Consider the following 16,828-nt stretch of genomic DNA (forward strand, 5'->3'; position numbering starts at 1 on the left):
CAATCCACAAATGCCAATTTGCGGGTTGGTCGCGGCTTTGCACCGGCGGGTTCACACGCTTACATCAGGGCCTGTAAATCAACCCGGGATTTTGCGATGGCCGCCGTCCGCGACAACAAGGACCAAAACCGCTTCGAGCTCGACACCGAGGGCGGCCTCGCTTTTGCGAACTACCGGCGGACGCCCGCGGCCGTGATCATCACCCATACCGAGACACCGCGCGCCCTGCGCGGCCGCGGCATCGCATCGGAGCTGGTCAAGGGTGCGCTGGAGCTGATCCGCGCCGACGGCCGCAAGGTGATCGCCGGCTGCGGTTTCGTGGTTGATTACCTCAACAAGCATCCGGAATACGCGGACCTTGCCGGCTAGTGTGCTGAATGCGAAGTTCGTGCGATTTCGCGGCAGCCACTTTCACGAACTTCGCATTCATAAAGCACACTAGAATCATAAGTTTGCTAGTGTCCTTATCGAATCCGAAGTTCGCTCCGAAGGTGCGGCAAATGATGCGAACTTCGGATTCGGGACACTAGAGCCCGTTCCGTTCCGATGGAAGCGGAACGGGGCTCTAGCTGCTCCTTATGACGCGTTTTCTTTACGCGAACCGGTATCCACTTCGCTCGAAAACACTTTTTGCGCCGCGTTCGTCAGACGATCTTGATCGACATGTCGGGCAGGCCCTCGAGCTTGCACAGCAGCACGTCGCCCTTGACCACCGGGCCGACGTTCTCCGGCGTACCGGAATAGATGATGTCGCCGGCCTTCAGCTCGAATGCCTCGGACAGCTTTGCGATCTGCTCGGCGACGCTCCAGACCATGTTCTTCAGATCCGAGCTCTGTCGCACCGTGCCGTTGATCGCGAGCGAGATCGCGCCATGCGTGAAGTGGCCGGTCTTATCAGCCGGATGGATCGGCCCGAGCACCGCGGCATGGTCAAAGCTCTTGCCGATCTCCCACGGCTTCTTCTCCGCGGCCATGCCGTTCTGCAGATCGCGCCGCGTCATGTCGAGGCCGAGCGCATAGCCATAGACGTGATCGAGCGCCTTGTCGGCCGGAATATTGGTGCCGCCGGATTTCAGCGCGGCGACCAGCTCGACCTCATGGTGATAATTCTTGGTCAGCGACGGATAGGGATGATCGGCGACGGTGCCGATCGCGACATTCTGGATCGCATCCGTCGGCTTCTGGAAGAAGAACGGCGGCTCGCGCGTCGGGTCCGAGCCACGCTCGATGGCGTGCGCGGCGTAGTTGCGGCCGATGCAGTAGATGCGGCGAACCTGGAACACCTCGCTGGCGCCGACGATCGGGATCGTCACGGCCGCGACCGGAAACATCGCCTTCGGCGCGGCCTCGGCATGGGCAGGCGCGGATTGCGCGGCGGCGCCGGCCAGTGCGAGAGCGCCGGTCGCAAGCATCGTCCGGCGATCGAGATCAGTCATGGGCGTTCTCCTTGTTGTTGTTGGCCGACCTATAGATGTTCGCCGATCGATAAAAAAGGGCCCGCGTTGGCGCGGGCCCTTTCTATGCACGGGAGGATGATCCTGTCAGTGCTTGATGTCGGGGGGCAGCTTGCCGCCATTGGCCGCGAGCTTGGTCATCACCTGCTTGTGCAGCCAGATGTTCATGCTGGCGGAATCGTTGGTGTCGCCGCTGTAGCCGAGCTCCTTGGCGAGCTCCTTGCGGGCCGACAGGCTGGAGTCGATGTCGAGCGCCTTCATCAGGTCGACGATCGAGGTCCGCCACTCGAGCTTCTCGCCCTTGGCGGCAACCGCCTTGTCGAGGATCGGGGCGACGTCAACGGACTGCGCCGGCGCCGCGCCGGCGGGCACTGCGGCAGGAGACGACGATGCGCTGCCGGATCCACCGGCGGGAGCTGCGCTTGTGGCCGTTCCGCCGGCGGGCGCAGCGGTGGCGCTACTGCCGAAGATCGCGCCCATGATTTTTCCGAAAATGCTCATCGTTCGCTCCCAAGAGAGTTGAGATGTGAAGGCCAGACGGCCTTGGGCGCCTGACCGAGGTCGCAGTTCAAGTCTATCGCCCCCTCCATAGCTTGCCAATGCGACATTCACTTAAGCGTGAGTGCTTTTGGCACAGTTTGGGAGTACCCTCGTTTTACAGTTCGCGACACGGCCAGTTCCCTGCTCTGTCTTTCGCGTCTGGCTTGATCGTGATCGCTTCGAGAAGCGGCAGGTTTGTGCCCGCATGCCGGGCGCCAGATGCGACCGCCCAGAGGGAGACAACGACCATGGCCACGTCATACCAAGGCAATGTCAGTTCGATGACGCAGAGCGGACAAGGCGCCGCGTCTGCGCCGGTCATCCGCACCATCGGCTTGTCCGATTTGCATCATGCGCTGCGTCTCGGCTGGGAAGACTTCAAGGCGGTGCCAAGTCACGCCATCGTCCTCTGCCTGATCTATCCGGTGCTCGGCCTCGTGCTTGCGCGCACCGTGCACGGCTATTCCGTGCTGCCCCTGCTGTTTCCGCTGGCCGCGGGCTTTGCCCTGCTCGGCCCGTTTGCCGCCATCGGCCTCTACGAGATGAGCCGCCGCCGCGAGGACGGCGGGGAAGCATCTGCCTGGGATGCCATGGAGGTATTCCGCTCACCGTCATTCGGCGCGATGCTTGGGGTCGGAACGCTGCTGTTCGCGCTGTTCGTGACCTGGATCGCCACCGCCCAGGCGATCTACACGGCGGTGTTCGGCTATGAGACCGCGGCCAACATTCCCGATTTTGCCGCGCGCGTGCTGACCACCCAGCAAGGCTGGTGGCTCGTCGTGGTCGGCTGCGGCGTCGGCTTCCTGTTCGCGCTCGTCGCGCTTTGCATCAGCGTGATCGCCTTCCCCATGATGCTCGACCGCCAGGCGACCGCCGGCGAAGCCATGGTGACGTCGATGCGCGCCGTCGCACAGAACCCGGTGCCGATGGCGGCCTGGGGCCTGATCGTCGCGGTGCTGCTGGTGCTGGGAACGATTCCGTTCTTCCTCGGGCTTGCCGTGGTGATCCCGCTGCTCGGTCACGCCACCTGGCATCTCTATCGCGAGGTCATCGTCAAGGATCCGAATGCGCGGCCGGTGATCCCCGAACCGCGCGAGCGCAAGCCCGCCGCGGACTTCCCGGCCAATCTGTTTCCGTGGCGGCGCAGCGATCGCGGCTAAGCGCCGCTAACCCGGATTCGTAAACGTCAAAGCAACCGCCGGCCGATATGTTCGGCCGGCGGTTTGTCGTTCAGGATCGTCAAATGGGTGTGAAACTGGCGTGGCATTTGCAGCGCGGCCTGAGAAAAAGCGGCTCGGTCACGAGCCTTGTTTTGGCCGCTGTTGCCGCGAACATACCCGCCGCCTTGCGCGACCAATCGATGACATCGCAGACCCCGGAGTGAATCGCTTATGACCTCTCGCTCTTGCTTTCGCACGCTCGCCATCGGCGCGTGGCTCCTGACCTCGACGGCATCGGCGCTGGCCGCTCAATGCGGCACGGGCACGTTCGAATCCTGGCTCGACGATTTCAAGAAGGAAGCTGCGACGAAGGGCATTTCGCAGAACGCGATCCAGGCCGGGTTGACTGGCGTCACGCAGGACAAGGCGATCCTCGCCCGCGACCATTCGCAGCAGGTGTTCAGCCAGACCTTCGAGCAATTCTCGGGCCGCATGGTGCCGCCGCGGCTCAATCGCGGCTCCGACATGATGAAGCGCTACGGCTCGGTGCTGTCGCGAATCGAGGAGGCCTACGGCGTACCGGGCGAAATCCTGGTCGCGATCTGGGGACTGGAGACCGATTTCGGTGTCAACACCGGAAAGTTTCCGACCATACGTTCGCTGGCGACGCTCGCCTATGATTGCCGCCGCTCCGACATGTTCAAGGCCGAGTTGATGGATGCCTTGCGCATCGTCGAGCGCGGCGATCTGCCGCCGCAGGAGATGCGCGGCGCCTGGGCCGGCGAGATCGGCCAGACTCAATTCATGCCGTCGTCCTACATCAAGTTCGCGGTCGACTTTGACGGCAACGGCAAGCGCGACCTCCTGCACAACGTGCCCGACGTGCTGGCGTCGACGGCGAACTACCTGAAGAGCTATGGCTGGAAGAAGGGCAAGGGCTGGGAGCCCGGCAGCGAGAATTTTGCGGTGATCCAGCAGTGGAACAAGAGCGAAGTGTACGCCAAGACAATCGGCTACTTCGCCACCCAGCTCGCCAAGGCTCCGTAGCGCTTTCACACCAGCGTGCGTGGCGCAGCGAGCCAAGGATGAGGCCAACCTTCTGCTCTGACTCGATCAAAGCTGGTCCAGCTGCGGATGAATCAAAAAGGGCCGACTGCCCCAGGCAATCGGCCCCTATCGCTATGACCAAAACCTACTTCGCCATGCTGGCTTCGGCAGCCTTGCTGAGATGCGCGCCGCAAGCGCCCCACTTGTTGTTCAGCATCGCGTCCTGAGCGAGCGAGACTTCCTTCTCCGCCGCGAATTTGACCTCATTGTCAGCCATAGCTTCGACTGCAGCTTCGGTCTTGCCGAGATTGGCACCGCTGCAGCCGAGGCCCGCGTGATGACGATGCGCGGCCTGAGCGGGAGCGACAGCGTAGGCAACGGCAGCCACGGTGGCTGCTGCGATCAATGTCTTAATCATGGGATGATCCATCTGTTGTTCTTGGACAGATCCCAGCGTGATTGCGGAATCTGCGGAACGATTATTCGCTGTCCCCGGCACCGTTCAGAATGAACTTCGCGCGATACAAACGTGATGAGCGCTGCGCGCGCATCGCGCATGCGTTGCATAGTGTTTTGATTACATGTCGGTAAGGAAGCGGCGCCGCAATAGCTTTGCTCGATGCGTTCACTTCAATCGAGCTGCACTTCCGATAATCAGCAGCGCGTTCGCGCGGCAGGCGAAAATCTGAACGGGCGGGAGGACCGAATTACCTCCGAGGTCAATGCGACTGATTGACGCTGCGTCCGCCTAGGTGCCGCCCCATCATGCTATGAATATCAAATCATTCATACAGCAATATTCCGCATGCGAATCGCGCATGGAACACGCCGCCGTGATCTGGCGTCAGACGCGCGTCATCCCTTGACCGAACGGTTCGTAATTACCATATGAACGGCGTAGTTCAAGCCACCACCATTCTTCTAACTCACTGATCTCAAGAAGATTTTTTCGCCGTCGCCGAGCTATGCGGAACTTTGGTCCACCGGACCTGGCTCGATGCGCCAAACGGTTAACCGGAACTTACCATCGCTATGCGTTTTGAGCTTAGCTGCATCGCAACATCGGAACTACCGCACTGCACTATATCATCTATATTCACTTCAACGATGAGGCTTTGGAAAAGCTGAATCTGAATTACTAGGAGACTACCATGTTGCTCTCGCTCATCCGCATGATCCAGGCTTTCCGGGATTATCAGCGCAATGTCAGCGAACTGTCCCAGCTCAGCGATCGCGAACTCGCCGATATCGGCCTCGACCGCTCGGACATTCCGCGCGTTGCCGCCGGCACCTACAACGGCTAATCGGCCGCAAGCCATCTGCTAAACGGATAACGCCCGCTTCCACAGCGGGCGTCGTCGTTTGTGGTGCGGTTTCAGATGCATATGAGATCAAAACGCGCTAACGCTGCGCGATGACACCGCATCAATCCTCTTCCCAACCCGTGCACATCGTGGGCGCGGGGCTCGCCGGCTCGGAAGCCGCCTGGCAGGTCGCCAATGCCGGCGTCCGCGCCGTGCTGCACGAAATGCGCCCGCACCGGATGACCGAGGCGCATCGGACCGAAGGCTGCGCCGAACTGGTCTGCTCGAACTCCTTCCGCTCCGACGATGCCGCCAACAACGCGGTCGGGCTGCTGCACGCGGAGATGCGGCGGCTGGGCTCCCTGATCATGCGCTCGGCCGACGCCAACCAGGTGCCCGCCGGCGGCGCGCTGGCGGTCGACCGCGACGGCTTTTCGGCGGCCGTCACCAAGGTGCTCAACGAACATCCGCTGATCGAGATCAGCCGGGAGGAAGTCTCAGGGCTGCCGCCGGCCGACTGGAGCAACGTCATCGTCGCGACCGGTCCCCTCACCTCGGCACCGCTTGCCGACGCCATCAGGCAGCTGACCGACGAGAGCGCGCTGGCATTCTTCGACGCGATCGCGCCGATCGTGCACAAGGATTCCATCGACATGTCGGTGGCCTGGTTTCAGTCGCGCTACGACAAGGTCGGCCCCGGCGGCACCGGCGCCGACTACATCAACTGCCCGATGACGAAGGAGCAGTATGACGCCTTCGTCGCGGCGCTGCTCGACGGCGAGAAGGTCGACTTCAAGGACTGGGAGACCAACACGCCCTATTTCGACGGCTGCCTGCCGGTCGAGGTGATGGCCGAGCGCGGTCACGAGACGCTGCGCCACGGGCCGATGAAGCCGGTGGGATTGACTAATCCGCACAACCCGACGGTCAAGCCGTATGCGATCGTCCAGCTTCGGCAGGACAACAAGCTCGGCACGCTCTACAACATCGTCGGCTTCCAGACCAAGCTGAAGCACGGCGCGCAGCAGCGCGTGTTCCGCACCATCCCCGGCCTCGAGAACGCGGAGTTCGCGCGCCTCGGCGGCCTGCATCGCAACACCTTCCTGAATTCGCCGAAGCTGCTCGACGGTCAGCTGCGTCTGCGCGCGCAGCCGCGGCTGCGCTTCGCCGGGCAGATGACAGGCTGCGAGGGTTACGTCGAGTCGGCCAGCGTCGGCCTGATCGCCGGCCTTTGCGCTGCCGCCGACATGCGCGGTGCCGCGCTGACGCCGCCGCCGGCGACGACCGCGCTCGGCGCGCTGCTCGGCCACATCACTGGCGGCCACATCGAAACAATCGAGGCCGGTTCGCGCTCGTTCCAGCCGATGAACATCAATTTCGGTCTGTTCCCGCCGCTGGCCAGTGCGCCGACCAAGAAGCCGGACGGCTCGCGGCTGCGCGGCAACGAGAAGACCGTCGCCAAGAAGCAGGCAATCAGCGCCCGCGCGCTCGCCGATCTCGACCACTGGATCGCAGAGCACCTGCGCGTTGCGGCAGCGGCCTGACAGTCATGAGCTTGCCGAAAGACGATGACGCCACCCTGTCGGTGCGGTGGAGCCAGGGCGTGCTGCTCAAGCGCGACGTGTTCTCGACCGTCGAGCGCGGCCGCTTCCGCGCCGCTGACGGCGAGGTCGACGGCGTGCTGCGCCGGCTCGATCAGGTGCCGTTCTGGTCGTTCGCCCTGGCGCTGCATCTGTTCTCGCGCGAGCGCCGCGCGCTGACCTTGGCGCGCGACCTCGACGTCGGGCCGAAGCTGTTGTGGGCCGGCCGTCGCGCGCTGGTGCGTGGCTTCATCGACGGCGCGGCGCTGCATCTGGCGAAGCCGCACGGCGACGTCGCCTATTTTCGTTCCGCCAAGGCCGCGTTGCGCAAGCTGCATCGCGCCGGCATCTGCCACAACGATCTCGCCAAGGAGCAGAACTGGCTGGTCGGCCGCGATGGCCGCGCCTACCTCACCGACTTCCAGCTTGCCGCCTGCTTCAAGACCCGCAGCCGACTGTTCCGCATCGCCGCCTATGAGGATCTGCGGCATCTGTTGAAGCACAAGCGCAGCTACGCGCCGGAGGCGTTGACGCCGAAAGAGCGCAAGGTGCTCGCAAAGAAGTCCGCGGTCGCCAGCATCTGGCTCAAGACCGGCAAGAAGGTCTATCAGGCGATCACGCGCGGCATCTTCAATTTCACCGACCGCGAAGGCGGCGGCCGGAGGCTGGTCAACGACGCCCCGGTATTGATCGATCTGATCCGCAAGAATCCGCAGGTGCGCGACACCGCGATCGTCGCCTTTGCCGACCGGCGCGTCGGCGTCGGACTCTACGCCTTCGTCGAGGCGGACCAGTCCGCGCTGGAAAAGACGCTACGCAACGAGCTTACCGCCGCCAGGGACGTCAAGCCGCCCGAACACATCCAGATCGTGCACGCGCTGCCGCGCGATGCCGCCGGCAAGCCGCGCACCGAAATCCTGCAGCTCGTCGCCATGAACCAGATCGACCTGATCGAACCGATGATGCGCAGCGACGCCGATCGCGAGTTCCTCAAGGACATCCTCGAGCAACGCAAGAATCTGCGCGACCGCTTCAATTTTGAAGTCGCCGAGATGGACCGGCCGGCAGGTTAGCGCGCGCTTGTCGGCGCGGGGCCCTCGACAAACGCGGCGCGAAGCTTCACTCTTTGCGAGGGGTAGCGCGCTCAAGGGACAAGTTTAATGCCACTCACCCGTGGCCGGATCGGGGGATACGATTCCGAACGACTGGCGTTCGGATTCACCATGATGAACGGCGACCAGGAAATCGAATGCCAGATCAGCGACGCCGCGTTGGACGAGCTGGCCGGCACGCGTGGAACGGCGAGCATGGCGCGGCAAGCCCAGTTCGTTGCGCTGCGCGACGCGGTCGAACAGATCGCATCCGACATCTATGACAGTGGCCCGATGGTCAAGGGCATAACGATCCGGATCTTCACCAAGCACATCCCGAAAGCGCAGAGCTAGCGACCGAACTCCTCCGTGCGCGCGGCTCGCCACAACGTCCAGAGCGTGCGCAGGCGCGAAACCGGCTTCGGCAGGAACGGGTCGTAGTCCTCCCTCCTCGCCCGGTTCAGCTCGCGCCTGACATGGGCGAGCGGCAGGAAGATCGGCCTCACGCCGGACGGAACATCCGCAAGCAGCCCGAACGAGGTCTTGAGATGGCCCTGGGCCTCGTCCGCAAGCTGATCGATCGCGGCACGGATGTTCGGCGTCACCTTGCCGGCAAACACCTCCTCCTTGCTGCCGCCGTGCTGCTGCAGCAGCTGTAACGGCAGAAACAGCTGATGCCGTGAGGCGTCGCGGCCGAGCGAAGCGATGACTTGAGCCATGCCCTGGGCAAGACCCGCATGACGGGCCAGATGATCGATCGCCTCCGACGGCCGCGCCACCACGCGCGTCGCCTGCGAGAACAACACTGAGGTCGTGGCGTCGAGATAGCCCTCGAGCGCGGCCAGCGACGGCATTGGGTCGTTGTAGAGATCGAACTGGTGCTCCTCGACCAGCCGCGAGAATGGCGAGACCGGCAGACGGTGATTGCGGATCGTGTGCAGCAGTTCTGCCGCGACCGGATTGCCCTCGACGCCGCCATGGCCCGCACCGGCCAGCATATCGGTCCACCATTGCAGCCGCATCTCGCCGGGCAGCGGCTGGCTGACCTGCTCGTGCACGCGCGAGACCTCGATGTTGAAGGCGTAGATCGCAAGCATCGCGCGCCGTTCCGGACCCGGCAGGAACAAGGTCGACGCGTAGCGCACGAAGTCATGGCTCCGCACCAGATCGGCGCAGAAGGCCGCGCCGTCCTTCGGTGCCTCTGTCGCGCTCATTGCACCGCGATCAGCGCCGCCGCGACGCGACGCCGCTCGCCCAGCATGATGTTGTAGGTGCGGATCGCAGGTCCCGTCTGCATCGGATCGAGCACCACCCGCACGGCCCGCAGAGCCTCGCGCAGGCCCTTTGGCGGGACCCAGACGTCGGTGCCGGTGCCGACGATCAGCGTGTCGATCGCATTGGCGGCCGCGAACACCTTTTGCAGCGAGTATTCGTCGATCTCTTGCGGCCTGGTGACCGGCCAGGCCCAGATCGAGTCAGGCAGGCACAAGAGCGAGCCGCGGTGCGACATATCGGCAAACGCGAAGCCGCCCTTGCCGTAGGCCTCGATCGGCGCCGACCTCGGAAGATGGGGAGCGTCCGAGGAGTTGCTCATGACCGGCTACTTCTTGGCTGCCGCCGTGTCCGGCTTCTTGGCCGGCGCGTCCTGCGCCGCCTCTCCACCCCGCGTGGTGTGAACACCGAGATAGATCAGGATCGGCGCCGCGATGAAAATCGAGGTGTAGGTGCCGACCAGCACCACGCCGAACATCATGACCGCGGTGAAGCTGTGGATCGCCTGGCCGCCGAACAGCAGCAGCGCGAGCAAAGCCAGCGTCACGGTGACGTGGGTGATGATCGAGCGCGACAGCGTCGAATTGATCGATTCGTTCAGCAGCTGCGGCATCGGCATCTTCTTGTAGCGCCGCAGCATCTCGCGGATACGGTCGTAGATGACGACGGTATCGTTGAGCGAATAACCGAGAATCGTCAGCAGCGCCGCGATGCTGGTGAGGTCGAAATCGACCTGGGTGATCGACATGAAGCCGATCGTGAGCACGATGTCGTGGACGTTGGCGATCATGGCGCCGAGCGCGAACTGCCATTCGAACCGGAACCAAAGGTAGATCAGGATGCCCATGATCGCGAACATCAGGCCGATCATGCCGTAGGCCAGCAGTTCGCCGGAGACGCGCGGTCCTACCACCTCGACGCGACGGTAATCGACGGATTCGCCGAGCGCGCCGCGCACTTTCGTCACCGCATCCTGCTGCGCCTTGTCGCCGCCGGGCTGCTCGGCGACGCGGATCAGGACTTCCGCCGGACCGCCGAACTGCTGAAGCTGCACCTCGCCGAGGCCAAGGCCGTTCAAGGTGGTGCGCATCGCGGCGATGTCGGCGGTGCCGGACTTGGCCTGCACCTCCAGCAGCGTGCCGCCCTTGAAGTCGATGCCGAAATTCAGGCCGTGGGTGAAGAACAGCGTGATGGCAAGGATCGAGAGCAGCGCCGAGATCGGGAAGCTGATGCGGCGAAAGCGGGTGAAATCGAAATGCGTGTCGTCCGGCACGATGCGCAGCGGCGGCAGCAGGCCGAGCGCCGCGACCACGGTCAACACGGCGATCAGGATGCCAAGGCCAATGAGAACGGTATGAGTCACAACAGGCCTCTCAGATCGGCACGGTTTGCGGCCGCTTCCACCGCACCCAGCCGGCGACGATCAGGCGCGTCAGGGTAAAGGCGGTGAACACCGTGGTGATGATGCCGATGCCGAGCGTCACGGCAAAGCCGCGGACCGGTCCGGTGCCGATGTAGAACAGCACGGCGGCGGCGATGAAGGTGGTGATGTTGGAGTCGAGGATGGTCGCCAATGCCCGCTTGAAGCCGGCGTCGATCGCCGAGATCGCGTTGCGGCCGCCGCGCAATTCCTCGCGGATGCGCTCGTAGATCAGCACGTTGGAGTCGACCGCGATGCCGACGGTCAGCACGATGCCGGCGATGCCCGGCAACGTCAGCGTGGCGTTGAGCAGCGACAGCAGTCCGAAAATCATGGCGACGTTGATCGCCACCGCGATGTTGGCGAACACGCCGAACAGCCGATAGGTGATCAGCATGAACACGATGACCAGGATCGAGCCGACATAGGCCGCGAGCTCGCCCTTCTCGATCGAGTCCTGCCCGAGGCCGGGACCGACGGTACGCTCTTCGATCACGGTCAGCGGCGCCGGCAGCGCGCCGGCACGCATCAGGATCGCCAGATCGTTGGCCGACTGCACGGTGAAGCTGCCGGAGATCTGGCCCTGTCCGCCGGTGATCGGTTCACGGATCACGGGTGCCGAGATCACCTTGTTGTCGAGCACGATCGCAAACGGCTGGCCGACGTTTTCGGCCGTCGCCTGGGCAAATTTGCGCGCTCCCGACGTATTGAACTTGAAGCTGACGATCGCCTCGCCGGTGCGCTGGTCAAAGCCTGGCTGCGCATCGGAGAGCTCGCCTCCGGAAACCAGGACCTGCTTCTTGACGACATACGGAACCGGCGGCGGTGACGCGCTCATCAAGAGTTCGGAGTCCGGCGGCAGGCGGCCCTGCTGGGCCTGGTCCGGCGACACCGAGCTGTCGACCATGCGGAATTCCATCTTCGCGGTCTTGCCGAGCAGCTCTTTCAGGCGGGTCGGGTCCTGCAGGCCCGGCACCTGGACCAGGATGCGGTCGGTGCCCTGACGCTGGATCACCGGCTCGACCGTGCCGAGCTCGTTGACGCGCCGTTCGACGATCTGGATCGATTGCTCGATGGTCTGCCGGATGCGCTCGGTGATCGCGGCCTGCGGGACCGTCAGACGGATCAGGCCGCCGCCGGCATCGGCAACCTCGAGGCTGCGCTGGCCGCTGGAGCCGAGCAGGCCGCCGAGCGGTTGCGACAGCTCGCGGAGCTTCGACAGCGCCGTCGCCTGGTCGCCTTCCCTGGAGATGCGGACTTCCACCGCGTCGTTACGCGTGTTGAGCCCGGTGTAGCCGATCTTGGCTTCACGAAGCACCTTCCGGACATCGTCGCGGATCTGGTCGAGCTTCTCCTTCTTCACGTAGTTGGAGTCGACTTCGAGCAGCAGATAGGAGCCGCCCTGCAAATCGAGGCCGAGAACCAGGCGCCGCTGCGCCCAGGCCGGCCAGGTCTTCACCTGCGCTTCGGGGAAGAAATTGGGCACGGCGCACAGGCAGACCACCAGCGCTGTCAGGATAATCCCCAGCGCTCGCCACCGCGTGAAATACAACATCGAGTTGACCCGTCAGATTCCAAAAAGGCGCCGCGGCAATCAGCTCGCGGACGCCTCGTCCTTGGCGTCGCCCTTCGCCGGCTCACCCTTGGTACGCACACCCGAGATCATCTGGCGCATCTGGCGCACGCGAACGCCGTCCGAAATCTCGAACTCGATCTGGTCGTCGTCGACCACCTTGGTCACCTTGCCGACGAGGCCGCCCGAGGTCACCACGGTGTCGCCGCGGCGGATGTTCTTCACGAGGTCCGCATGGTCGCGCACCTTCTTCTGCTGCGGGCGCAGAATCAGGAAGTACATGATGACGAAGATCAGCGCGAATGGCAGCAGCGACATCAACATGCTGTTGGTGTCACCAGTCGCTCCAGCCTGGGCAAACGCAGGAGTAATCAGCATTCGGACGATCCTCGGATAAGACGGGAAAGAACCGGCAGCGCCCTCGGATTCGGGGCGGTATGGCGGTCCGGACAAATTCGCGCGGACTATAGCGGCCGCGGTCCCAATTGCAACGTTAACGGACCTTCATTTAGGGCGCTTGCGGGACCGCCGCCAGCCCGATAAGGCTGCGCCGTCAGGAACTGGACAAATGCCGAAAAAAGCCAAGAAAACGACCAGTAAAACAACCCGCAAAACCACCCCCAAGGCTGCCGCCAAGCGCGCTGAAAACGCCGCGACAAAACGCCCGGTAACGGCGCTCGACGGCGCAGCGGCCGAGCGGATCGCGAACGCCCTGGAGGTCATCGCCAGCCGCCTCGCGGACGCCTCCCCGGCCCTCGATCCGGCCGAGACCTTCGGCGCCGCGGACGCCTTTGTCTGGCATCCGGACGGGCGCCTCGCCCCGGTGCCGCGCGTCAGCCGCGTCGAGATCGGCCTGCTCAAGGGCGTCGACCGGATGCGCGATATCCTGATGGAGAACACCGAGCGCTTCGCCGACGGCCTGCCCGCCAACAATGCGCTGCTCTGGGGCGCCCGCGGCATGGGCAAGTCGTCGCTGGTCAAGGCCACCCATGCCAGCATCAATCTCGACCGCAAGCCGGCCGACCGGCTGAAGCTGATCGAGATCCACCGCGAGGACATCGAGAGCCTGCCCGGCCTGATGGAGCTGCTGCGCAGCTCCTCCTTCCGCTTCATCGTGTTCTGCGACGACCTCTCGTTCGACGGCAACGATGCCTCATACAAGTCGCTGAAGGCCGTGCTGGAAGGCGGCATCGAGGGGCGCCCCGACAACGTCATCCTCTATGCGACCTCGAACCGGCGGCATCTGCTGGCGCGCGAGATGATCGAGAACGAACGCTCGACCGCGATCAATCCCGGCGAAGCGGTCGAGGAAAAGGTGTCGCTGTCGGACCGCTTCGGCCTCTGGCTCGGCTTCCACCGCTGCAGCCAGGACGAATACCTCGCGATGGTGAGGGGCTATTGTGACCATTACGGCATCAAGATCGCCGAGGACGAACTCGAGCGCGAGGCGCTCGAATGGTCGACCACCCGCGGCTCGCGCTCGGGCCGCGTCGCCTGGCAGTACACGCAGGAACTCGCAGGCCGGCTCGGCGTGCGGCTTAGTGGCAATTAACAGGAATGGGAGGCATAGCCCTCCCGCCATCGCCTGTGTAGCCCGGATGGAGCGCAGCGCAATCCGGGATCGGTGCACGCCGCGGGTGAGCTCCCGGATTTCGCTTCACTCCATCCGGGCTACGCGGCTGAGCGGCAAGTAATCGTCGCTGCAATCGTCAAAACAAAACGGGGGAGGCTTGCGCCTCCCCCGCTGTCTTTGTTGTGAGACTTGGAAGTCCCTTGAAGTCCCGACGCGTAGCTTACGCGCCGTTGAGGAACTGGAGCGGATCCACCGGCGACGATCCCTTGCGGATCTCGAAGTGGAGCTGCGGCGAGCCCGCCTCGCCGGACTGGCCCGACTTGGCAATCACCTGACCGCGCTTGATGGTATCGCCGCGCTTCACCAGGATTTCGCTCGCATGGGCGTAGGCGGTGACGTAGCCGTTGGAATGGCGGACCAGCACGAGATTGCCGTAGCCCTTCAGCTCATTGCCCGAATAGGCGACGACGCCGTCTTCGGCCGCTTTCACCGGCGTGCCCTCGGGCACCGCAACGTTGATGCCGTCATTGACCTTGCCGTTGGTCTTCGAGCCGTAGGCGGTGATGACCTTGCCGCGCACCGGCCAGCGGAAGGTCGGCAACGCGCCGGTGGCCTCGCTCGACTTGGTGACGACGGGCGCTTCAGCCGCAGCCGCCGGCTGTTCGACGGTCGCGGTCGGCTGGACCAGCCGCGCGCTCTGCTGCGGCAGCGCGGTTGCAACGACCTTCGGGGCTGCGACCGCCGGTGCTGGAGCCACGGCAGCAACCGGCGCGGCAGCAATGGGTTGCGCAACGGACGCGGGTGCGGCCATCGCCGTCTTGGCGCCGGGCACCACGAGCTTCATGCCGAGGCTCAGCCGGGCCGACTGGTCAAGATTGTTGGCGCGGGCGAGCTCGGCCACCGGGATGTGGTGCTGGCGCGCGATGCTGTGCAGCGTGTCGCCGCGATTGACATAGTGGACGCCGGCGGGCGCGGCTGCCACGGCGACAGGGCGCGTGGCCGGTGCGGCCATTGCTGGCGCCGCGGCCGACGCCGTCGGGCGCGGAATGACCAGCTGCTGGCCGGGCGACAGCGCGCGCGGTCCCTTGTAGCCGTTGGCGCGCAGGATCTCGGCGGTCGAGACGTTGTAGCGGCGTGCCAGCACTTCCAGCGTATCGCTGGTGCCGACGATGATGGTGGTGCCGTTGTGCCCGGCAGGGCCTGCGGCGACCGAATGCGGAACGGTGCCGGTGGATTCGATCTGCGGACGCGCGGGCGGCGGCGTGTAGGACGAGACCCCGCGCCCTCCTCCGGAGACGCCGGCATTGCCATTGGCGACCGGATAGGACTGCGGCGCCGCTGCGACCGGCGGCGGCAACGGCTGTGACTGGTATTGCGAATACTGCGGTTGCGTTCGCGGCCGCGCGTATTGCGGCAACTCGCGCGGCGGCGGCGCCTGCTGCACGGTGCCGGTCGGCTGCGGATCAAACGCAAACGGATTTTGCGAGTAGGAGTTTTGCGAGAAGCGCGACGACATATCGGCGCTGCAACCGGCAAAAGCCATGGACATCAGCGTCAGCACCGCAACCTGCGGTACGCGACGCGAGCGAAGCAACTCAACAACCCCAGACATGGTTACTCACTCGTACGCAACAAAAGACTGTTTTGAGTAAACACGTACCGAGTAAATAACCGCTTAACCCTGCGAATAAGGCGTTGGTGCCAAGCAGCAAATCGCCAAATTTACAATTCGCGCGCGATTCCCGGCAACGCCGGCACAAAGCGGACGTCGACCAATTCCTTGCGGTCGAAGCGGTTCTCGGTCCGCACCACGCGGACGAGGGTCTGGATACCCTGATGCGGCCCGACCGGGGCGATCAGGATGCCGCCGGGTTCGAGCCGCTCCAAGAGCTTCTCCGGGATCTGCTCCATCGCCGCGGTGACGATGATGCGGTCGAAGTCGCCTGCCCCGGCCGGAACGTCGAAACCGTCCCCGAGCAGCACCTCGATATTGTAATAACCCAGCTTTTCGAGGCGCTTGCGGGCGCCGTCGGCCAGCGTCCGGTAGCGCTCGATGGTCAGCACCTGCTTGCACAACCGGGACAGCACGGCCGCCTGATAGCCCGAGCCGGTGCCGATTTCGAGCACGCGATGGTCCTGCTGCAGTTTCAACTGCTCGGTCATGTAGGCCACGACGAAAGGCTGGCTGATGGTCTGCCCACAGGCGATAGCAAGCGCGCTGTCGCGATAGGCCTCGTTGCGATCGCGCGGATCGACGAAGACCTCGCGCGGCACCTCCTCCATCGTACGCAGCACCGCCTGATCGCTCACCCCACGCCGCCGCAGGGTCAGCTGAAACATCATCTTCTCGGTCGGATCGGGGTTCACGGCCATGTTCATCAGCGTCTCTGGGCGGCAGCGCGGAATCTTGCCCTCTAGTGTGCTGAATGCGAAGTTCGTGCGATTTCGCGGCAGCCACTTTCACGAACTTCGCATTCATAAAGCACACTAGAATCATAAGTTTGCTAGTGTCCTTATCGAATCCGAAGTTCGCTCCGAAGGTGCGGCAAATGATGCGAACTTCGGATTCGGGACACTAGATGCCATTGAAATCCGAAATACCGCGTTAAGGAAAAATTTCCCGTCGCGTTTTGTTCCCGGCCAGGAACCATCGCCAGATTTGGCATTGGCGCCGGCCCGGCCCCCTCACATATAATCGGCGGCGATGCGCAGTTAACGTCTGGGTGGCGCAGATCAGGGCGCTCGTAGGGCCAACACACCTCGTTGGCTGTTGGGCAAATCTTGCGCAGCAAAGCCCGCCAGCGCGATGCGGAA

At 64.0% G+C, this 16,828-nt stretch carries 19 protein-coding genes; 9 read left to right on the forward strand and 10 right to left on the reverse strand.

Features of this window, described 5'->3' with window-relative positions; genetic code table 11:
- The first annotated feature begins 96 nt into the window (after positions 1–96).
- Positions 97–369: a GNAT family N-acetyltransferase gene (locus ACVIYL_RS33020; protein WP_456780598.1), complete on the forward strand. Its 273-nt coding sequence runs from the start codon at positions 97–99 to the stop codon at positions 367–369.
- Between the two features lie 275 nt (positions 370–644).
- On the opposite strand, the gene ACVIYL_RS33025 is transcribed toward ACVIYL_RS33020, so the two are convergent.
- Both ACVIYL_RS33025 and ACVIYL_RS33030 read right to left on the reverse strand, forming a co-directional pair.
- Complete coding sequence (locus ACVIYL_RS33025) at positions 645–1,436, reverse strand: fumarylacetoacetate hydrolase family protein (RefSeq protein WP_456780599.1); 792 nt, start codon at positions 1,434–1,436, stop codon at positions 645–647.
- Positions 1,437–1,541: 105 nt separating this feature from the next.
- Positions 1,542–1,955, reverse strand: a complete 414-nt coding sequence (locus tag ACVIYL_RS33030) for a DUF3597 domain-containing protein (protein WP_229160630.1) — start codon at positions 1,953–1,955, stop codon at positions 1,542–1,544.
- Positions 1,956–2,242: 287 nt separating this feature from the next.
- Here ACVIYL_RS33030 and ACVIYL_RS33035 point away from each other — a divergent pair, with 287 nt between their 5' ends.
- The 3 genes from ACVIYL_RS33035 to ACVIYL_RS33045 all read left to right on the forward strand — a co-directional run bounded on the left by ACVIYL_RS33035 (position 2,243) and on the right by ACVIYL_RS33045 (position 4,201).
- Positions 2,243–3,154, forward strand: coding sequence for a DUF2189 domain-containing protein (locus tag ACVIYL_RS33035; protein WP_057018609.1), 912 nt, complete (start codon positions 2,243–2,245; stop codon positions 3,152–3,154).
- A gap of 83 nt (positions 3,155–3,237) precedes the next feature.
- A complete protein-coding gene (locus ACVIYL_RS33040; protein WP_156436338.1) occupies positions 3,238–3,378 on the forward strand; it encodes a hypothetical protein in 141 nt (46 codons plus the stop codon).
- Positions 3,379–3,385: 7 nt separating this feature from the next.
- Positions 3,386–4,201, forward strand: a complete 816-nt coding sequence (locus ACVIYL_RS33045; protein ID WP_253608693.1) for a lytic murein transglycosylase — start codon at positions 3,386–3,388, stop codon at positions 4,199–4,201.
- A gap of 145 nt (positions 4,202–4,346) precedes the next feature.
- On the opposite strand, the gene ACVIYL_RS33050 is transcribed toward ACVIYL_RS33045, so the two are convergent.
- Entirely contained in the window at positions 4,347–4,631 is a 285-nt protein-coding gene (locus ACVIYL_RS33050) for a hypothetical protein (protein ID WP_028332121.1), read from the reverse strand.
- 721 nt (positions 4,632–5,352) lie between these two features.
- Here ACVIYL_RS33050 and ACVIYL_RS33055 point away from each other — a divergent pair.
- From ACVIYL_RS33055 to ACVIYL_RS33070, 4 genes are all read left to right on the forward strand, one after another.
- Complete coding sequence (locus ACVIYL_RS33055; protein ID WP_016846063.1) at positions 5,353–5,505, forward strand: DUF1127 domain-containing protein; 153 nt, start codon at positions 5,353–5,355, stop codon at positions 5,503–5,505.
- Between the two features lie 110 nt (positions 5,506–5,615).
- Positions 5,616–7,049, forward strand: a complete 1,434-nt coding sequence (gene trmFO, locus ACVIYL_RS33060; RefSeq protein WP_456780600.1) for a methylenetetrahydrofolate--tRNA-(uracil(54)-C(5))-methyltransferase (FADH(2)-oxidizing) TrmFO — start codon at positions 5,616–5,618, stop codon at positions 7,047–7,049.
- 5 nt (positions 7,050–7,054) lie between these two features.
- A complete protein-coding gene (locus ACVIYL_RS33065) occupies positions 7,055–8,158 on the forward strand; it encodes a serine/threonine protein kinase (protein ID WP_456780601.1) in 1,104 nt (367 codons plus the stop codon).
- Positions 8,159–8,245: 87 nt separating this feature from the next.
- On the forward strand, positions 8,246–8,530 hold the full coding sequence (locus ACVIYL_RS33070) for a DUF1488 family protein (protein WP_225644360.1): 285 nt from the start codon (positions 8,246–8,248) through the stop codon (positions 8,528–8,530).
- Here the strand turns inward: ACVIYL_RS33070 and ACVIYL_RS33075 are convergent.
- The 5 genes from ACVIYL_RS33075 to yajC are packed head-to-tail and all read right to left on the reverse strand — an operon-like array spanning position 8,527 to position 12,819.
- The gene (locus tag ACVIYL_RS33075; RefSeq protein WP_225644358.1) at positions 8,527–9,390 is read right to left on the reverse strand and encodes a phytoene/squalene synthase family protein; all 864 of its coding nucleotides are present in this window, start codon (positions 9,388–9,390) and stop codon (positions 8,527–8,529) included. The genes ACVIYL_RS33070 and ACVIYL_RS33075 overlap by 4 nt on opposite strands.
- The gene (locus ACVIYL_RS33080; RefSeq protein ID WP_456780602.1) at positions 9,387–9,770 is read right to left on the reverse strand and encodes an Mth938-like domain-containing protein; all 384 of its coding nucleotides are present in this window, start codon (positions 9,768–9,770) and stop codon (positions 9,387–9,389) included. The genes ACVIYL_RS33075 and ACVIYL_RS33080 overlap by 4 nt, the downstream gene beginning before the upstream one ends.
- Positions 9,771–9,776: 6 nt before the next feature.
- The gene (gene secF, locus ACVIYL_RS33085; protein ID WP_168858627.1) at positions 9,777–10,811 is read right to left on the reverse strand and encodes a protein translocase subunit SecF; all 1,035 of its coding nucleotides are present in this window, start codon (positions 10,809–10,811) and stop codon (positions 9,777–9,779) included.
- 10 nt (positions 10,812–10,821) lie between these two features.
- Positions 10,822–12,423 (reverse strand): protein translocase subunit SecD, encoded by a 1,602-nt coding sequence (gene secD / locus ACVIYL_RS33090; RefSeq protein ID WP_057018530.1) that lies wholly within the window; start codon positions 12,421–12,423, stop codon positions 10,822–10,824.
- Between the two features lie 39 nt (positions 12,424–12,462).
- Complete coding sequence (yajC, locus tag ACVIYL_RS33095; protein ID WP_026192737.1) at positions 12,463–12,819, reverse strand: preprotein translocase subunit YajC; 357 nt, start codon at positions 12,817–12,819, stop codon at positions 12,463–12,465.
- Between the two features lie 190 nt (positions 12,820–13,009).
- On the opposite strand from yajC, the gene ACVIYL_RS33100 reads away from it, so the two are divergent.
- The gene (locus tag ACVIYL_RS33100) at positions 13,010–13,993 is read left to right on the forward strand and encodes an ATP-binding protein (RefSeq protein WP_141340434.1); all 984 of its coding nucleotides are present in this window, start codon (positions 13,010–13,012) and stop codon (positions 13,991–13,993) included.
- Positions 13,994–14,234: 241 nt separating this feature from the next.
- Here ACVIYL_RS33100 and ACVIYL_RS33105 read toward each other — a convergent pair whose 3' ends face one another.
- Both ACVIYL_RS33105 and ACVIYL_RS33110 read right to left on the reverse strand, forming a co-directional pair.
- Complete coding sequence (locus ACVIYL_RS33105; RefSeq protein WP_253608698.1) at positions 14,235–15,626, reverse strand: LysM peptidoglycan-binding domain-containing M23 family metallopeptidase; 1,392 nt, start codon at positions 15,624–15,626, stop codon at positions 14,235–14,237.
- 110 nt (positions 15,627–15,736) lie between these two features.
- Positions 15,737–16,393, reverse strand: coding sequence for a protein-L-isoaspartate(D-aspartate) O-methyltransferase (locus ACVIYL_RS33110; RefSeq protein WP_253608699.1), 657 nt, complete (start codon positions 16,391–16,393; stop codon positions 15,737–15,739).
- Between the last annotated feature and the right edge of the window lie 435 nt (positions 16,394–16,828).

Source organism: Bradyrhizobium sp. USDA 3315 (assembly GCF_054056795.1).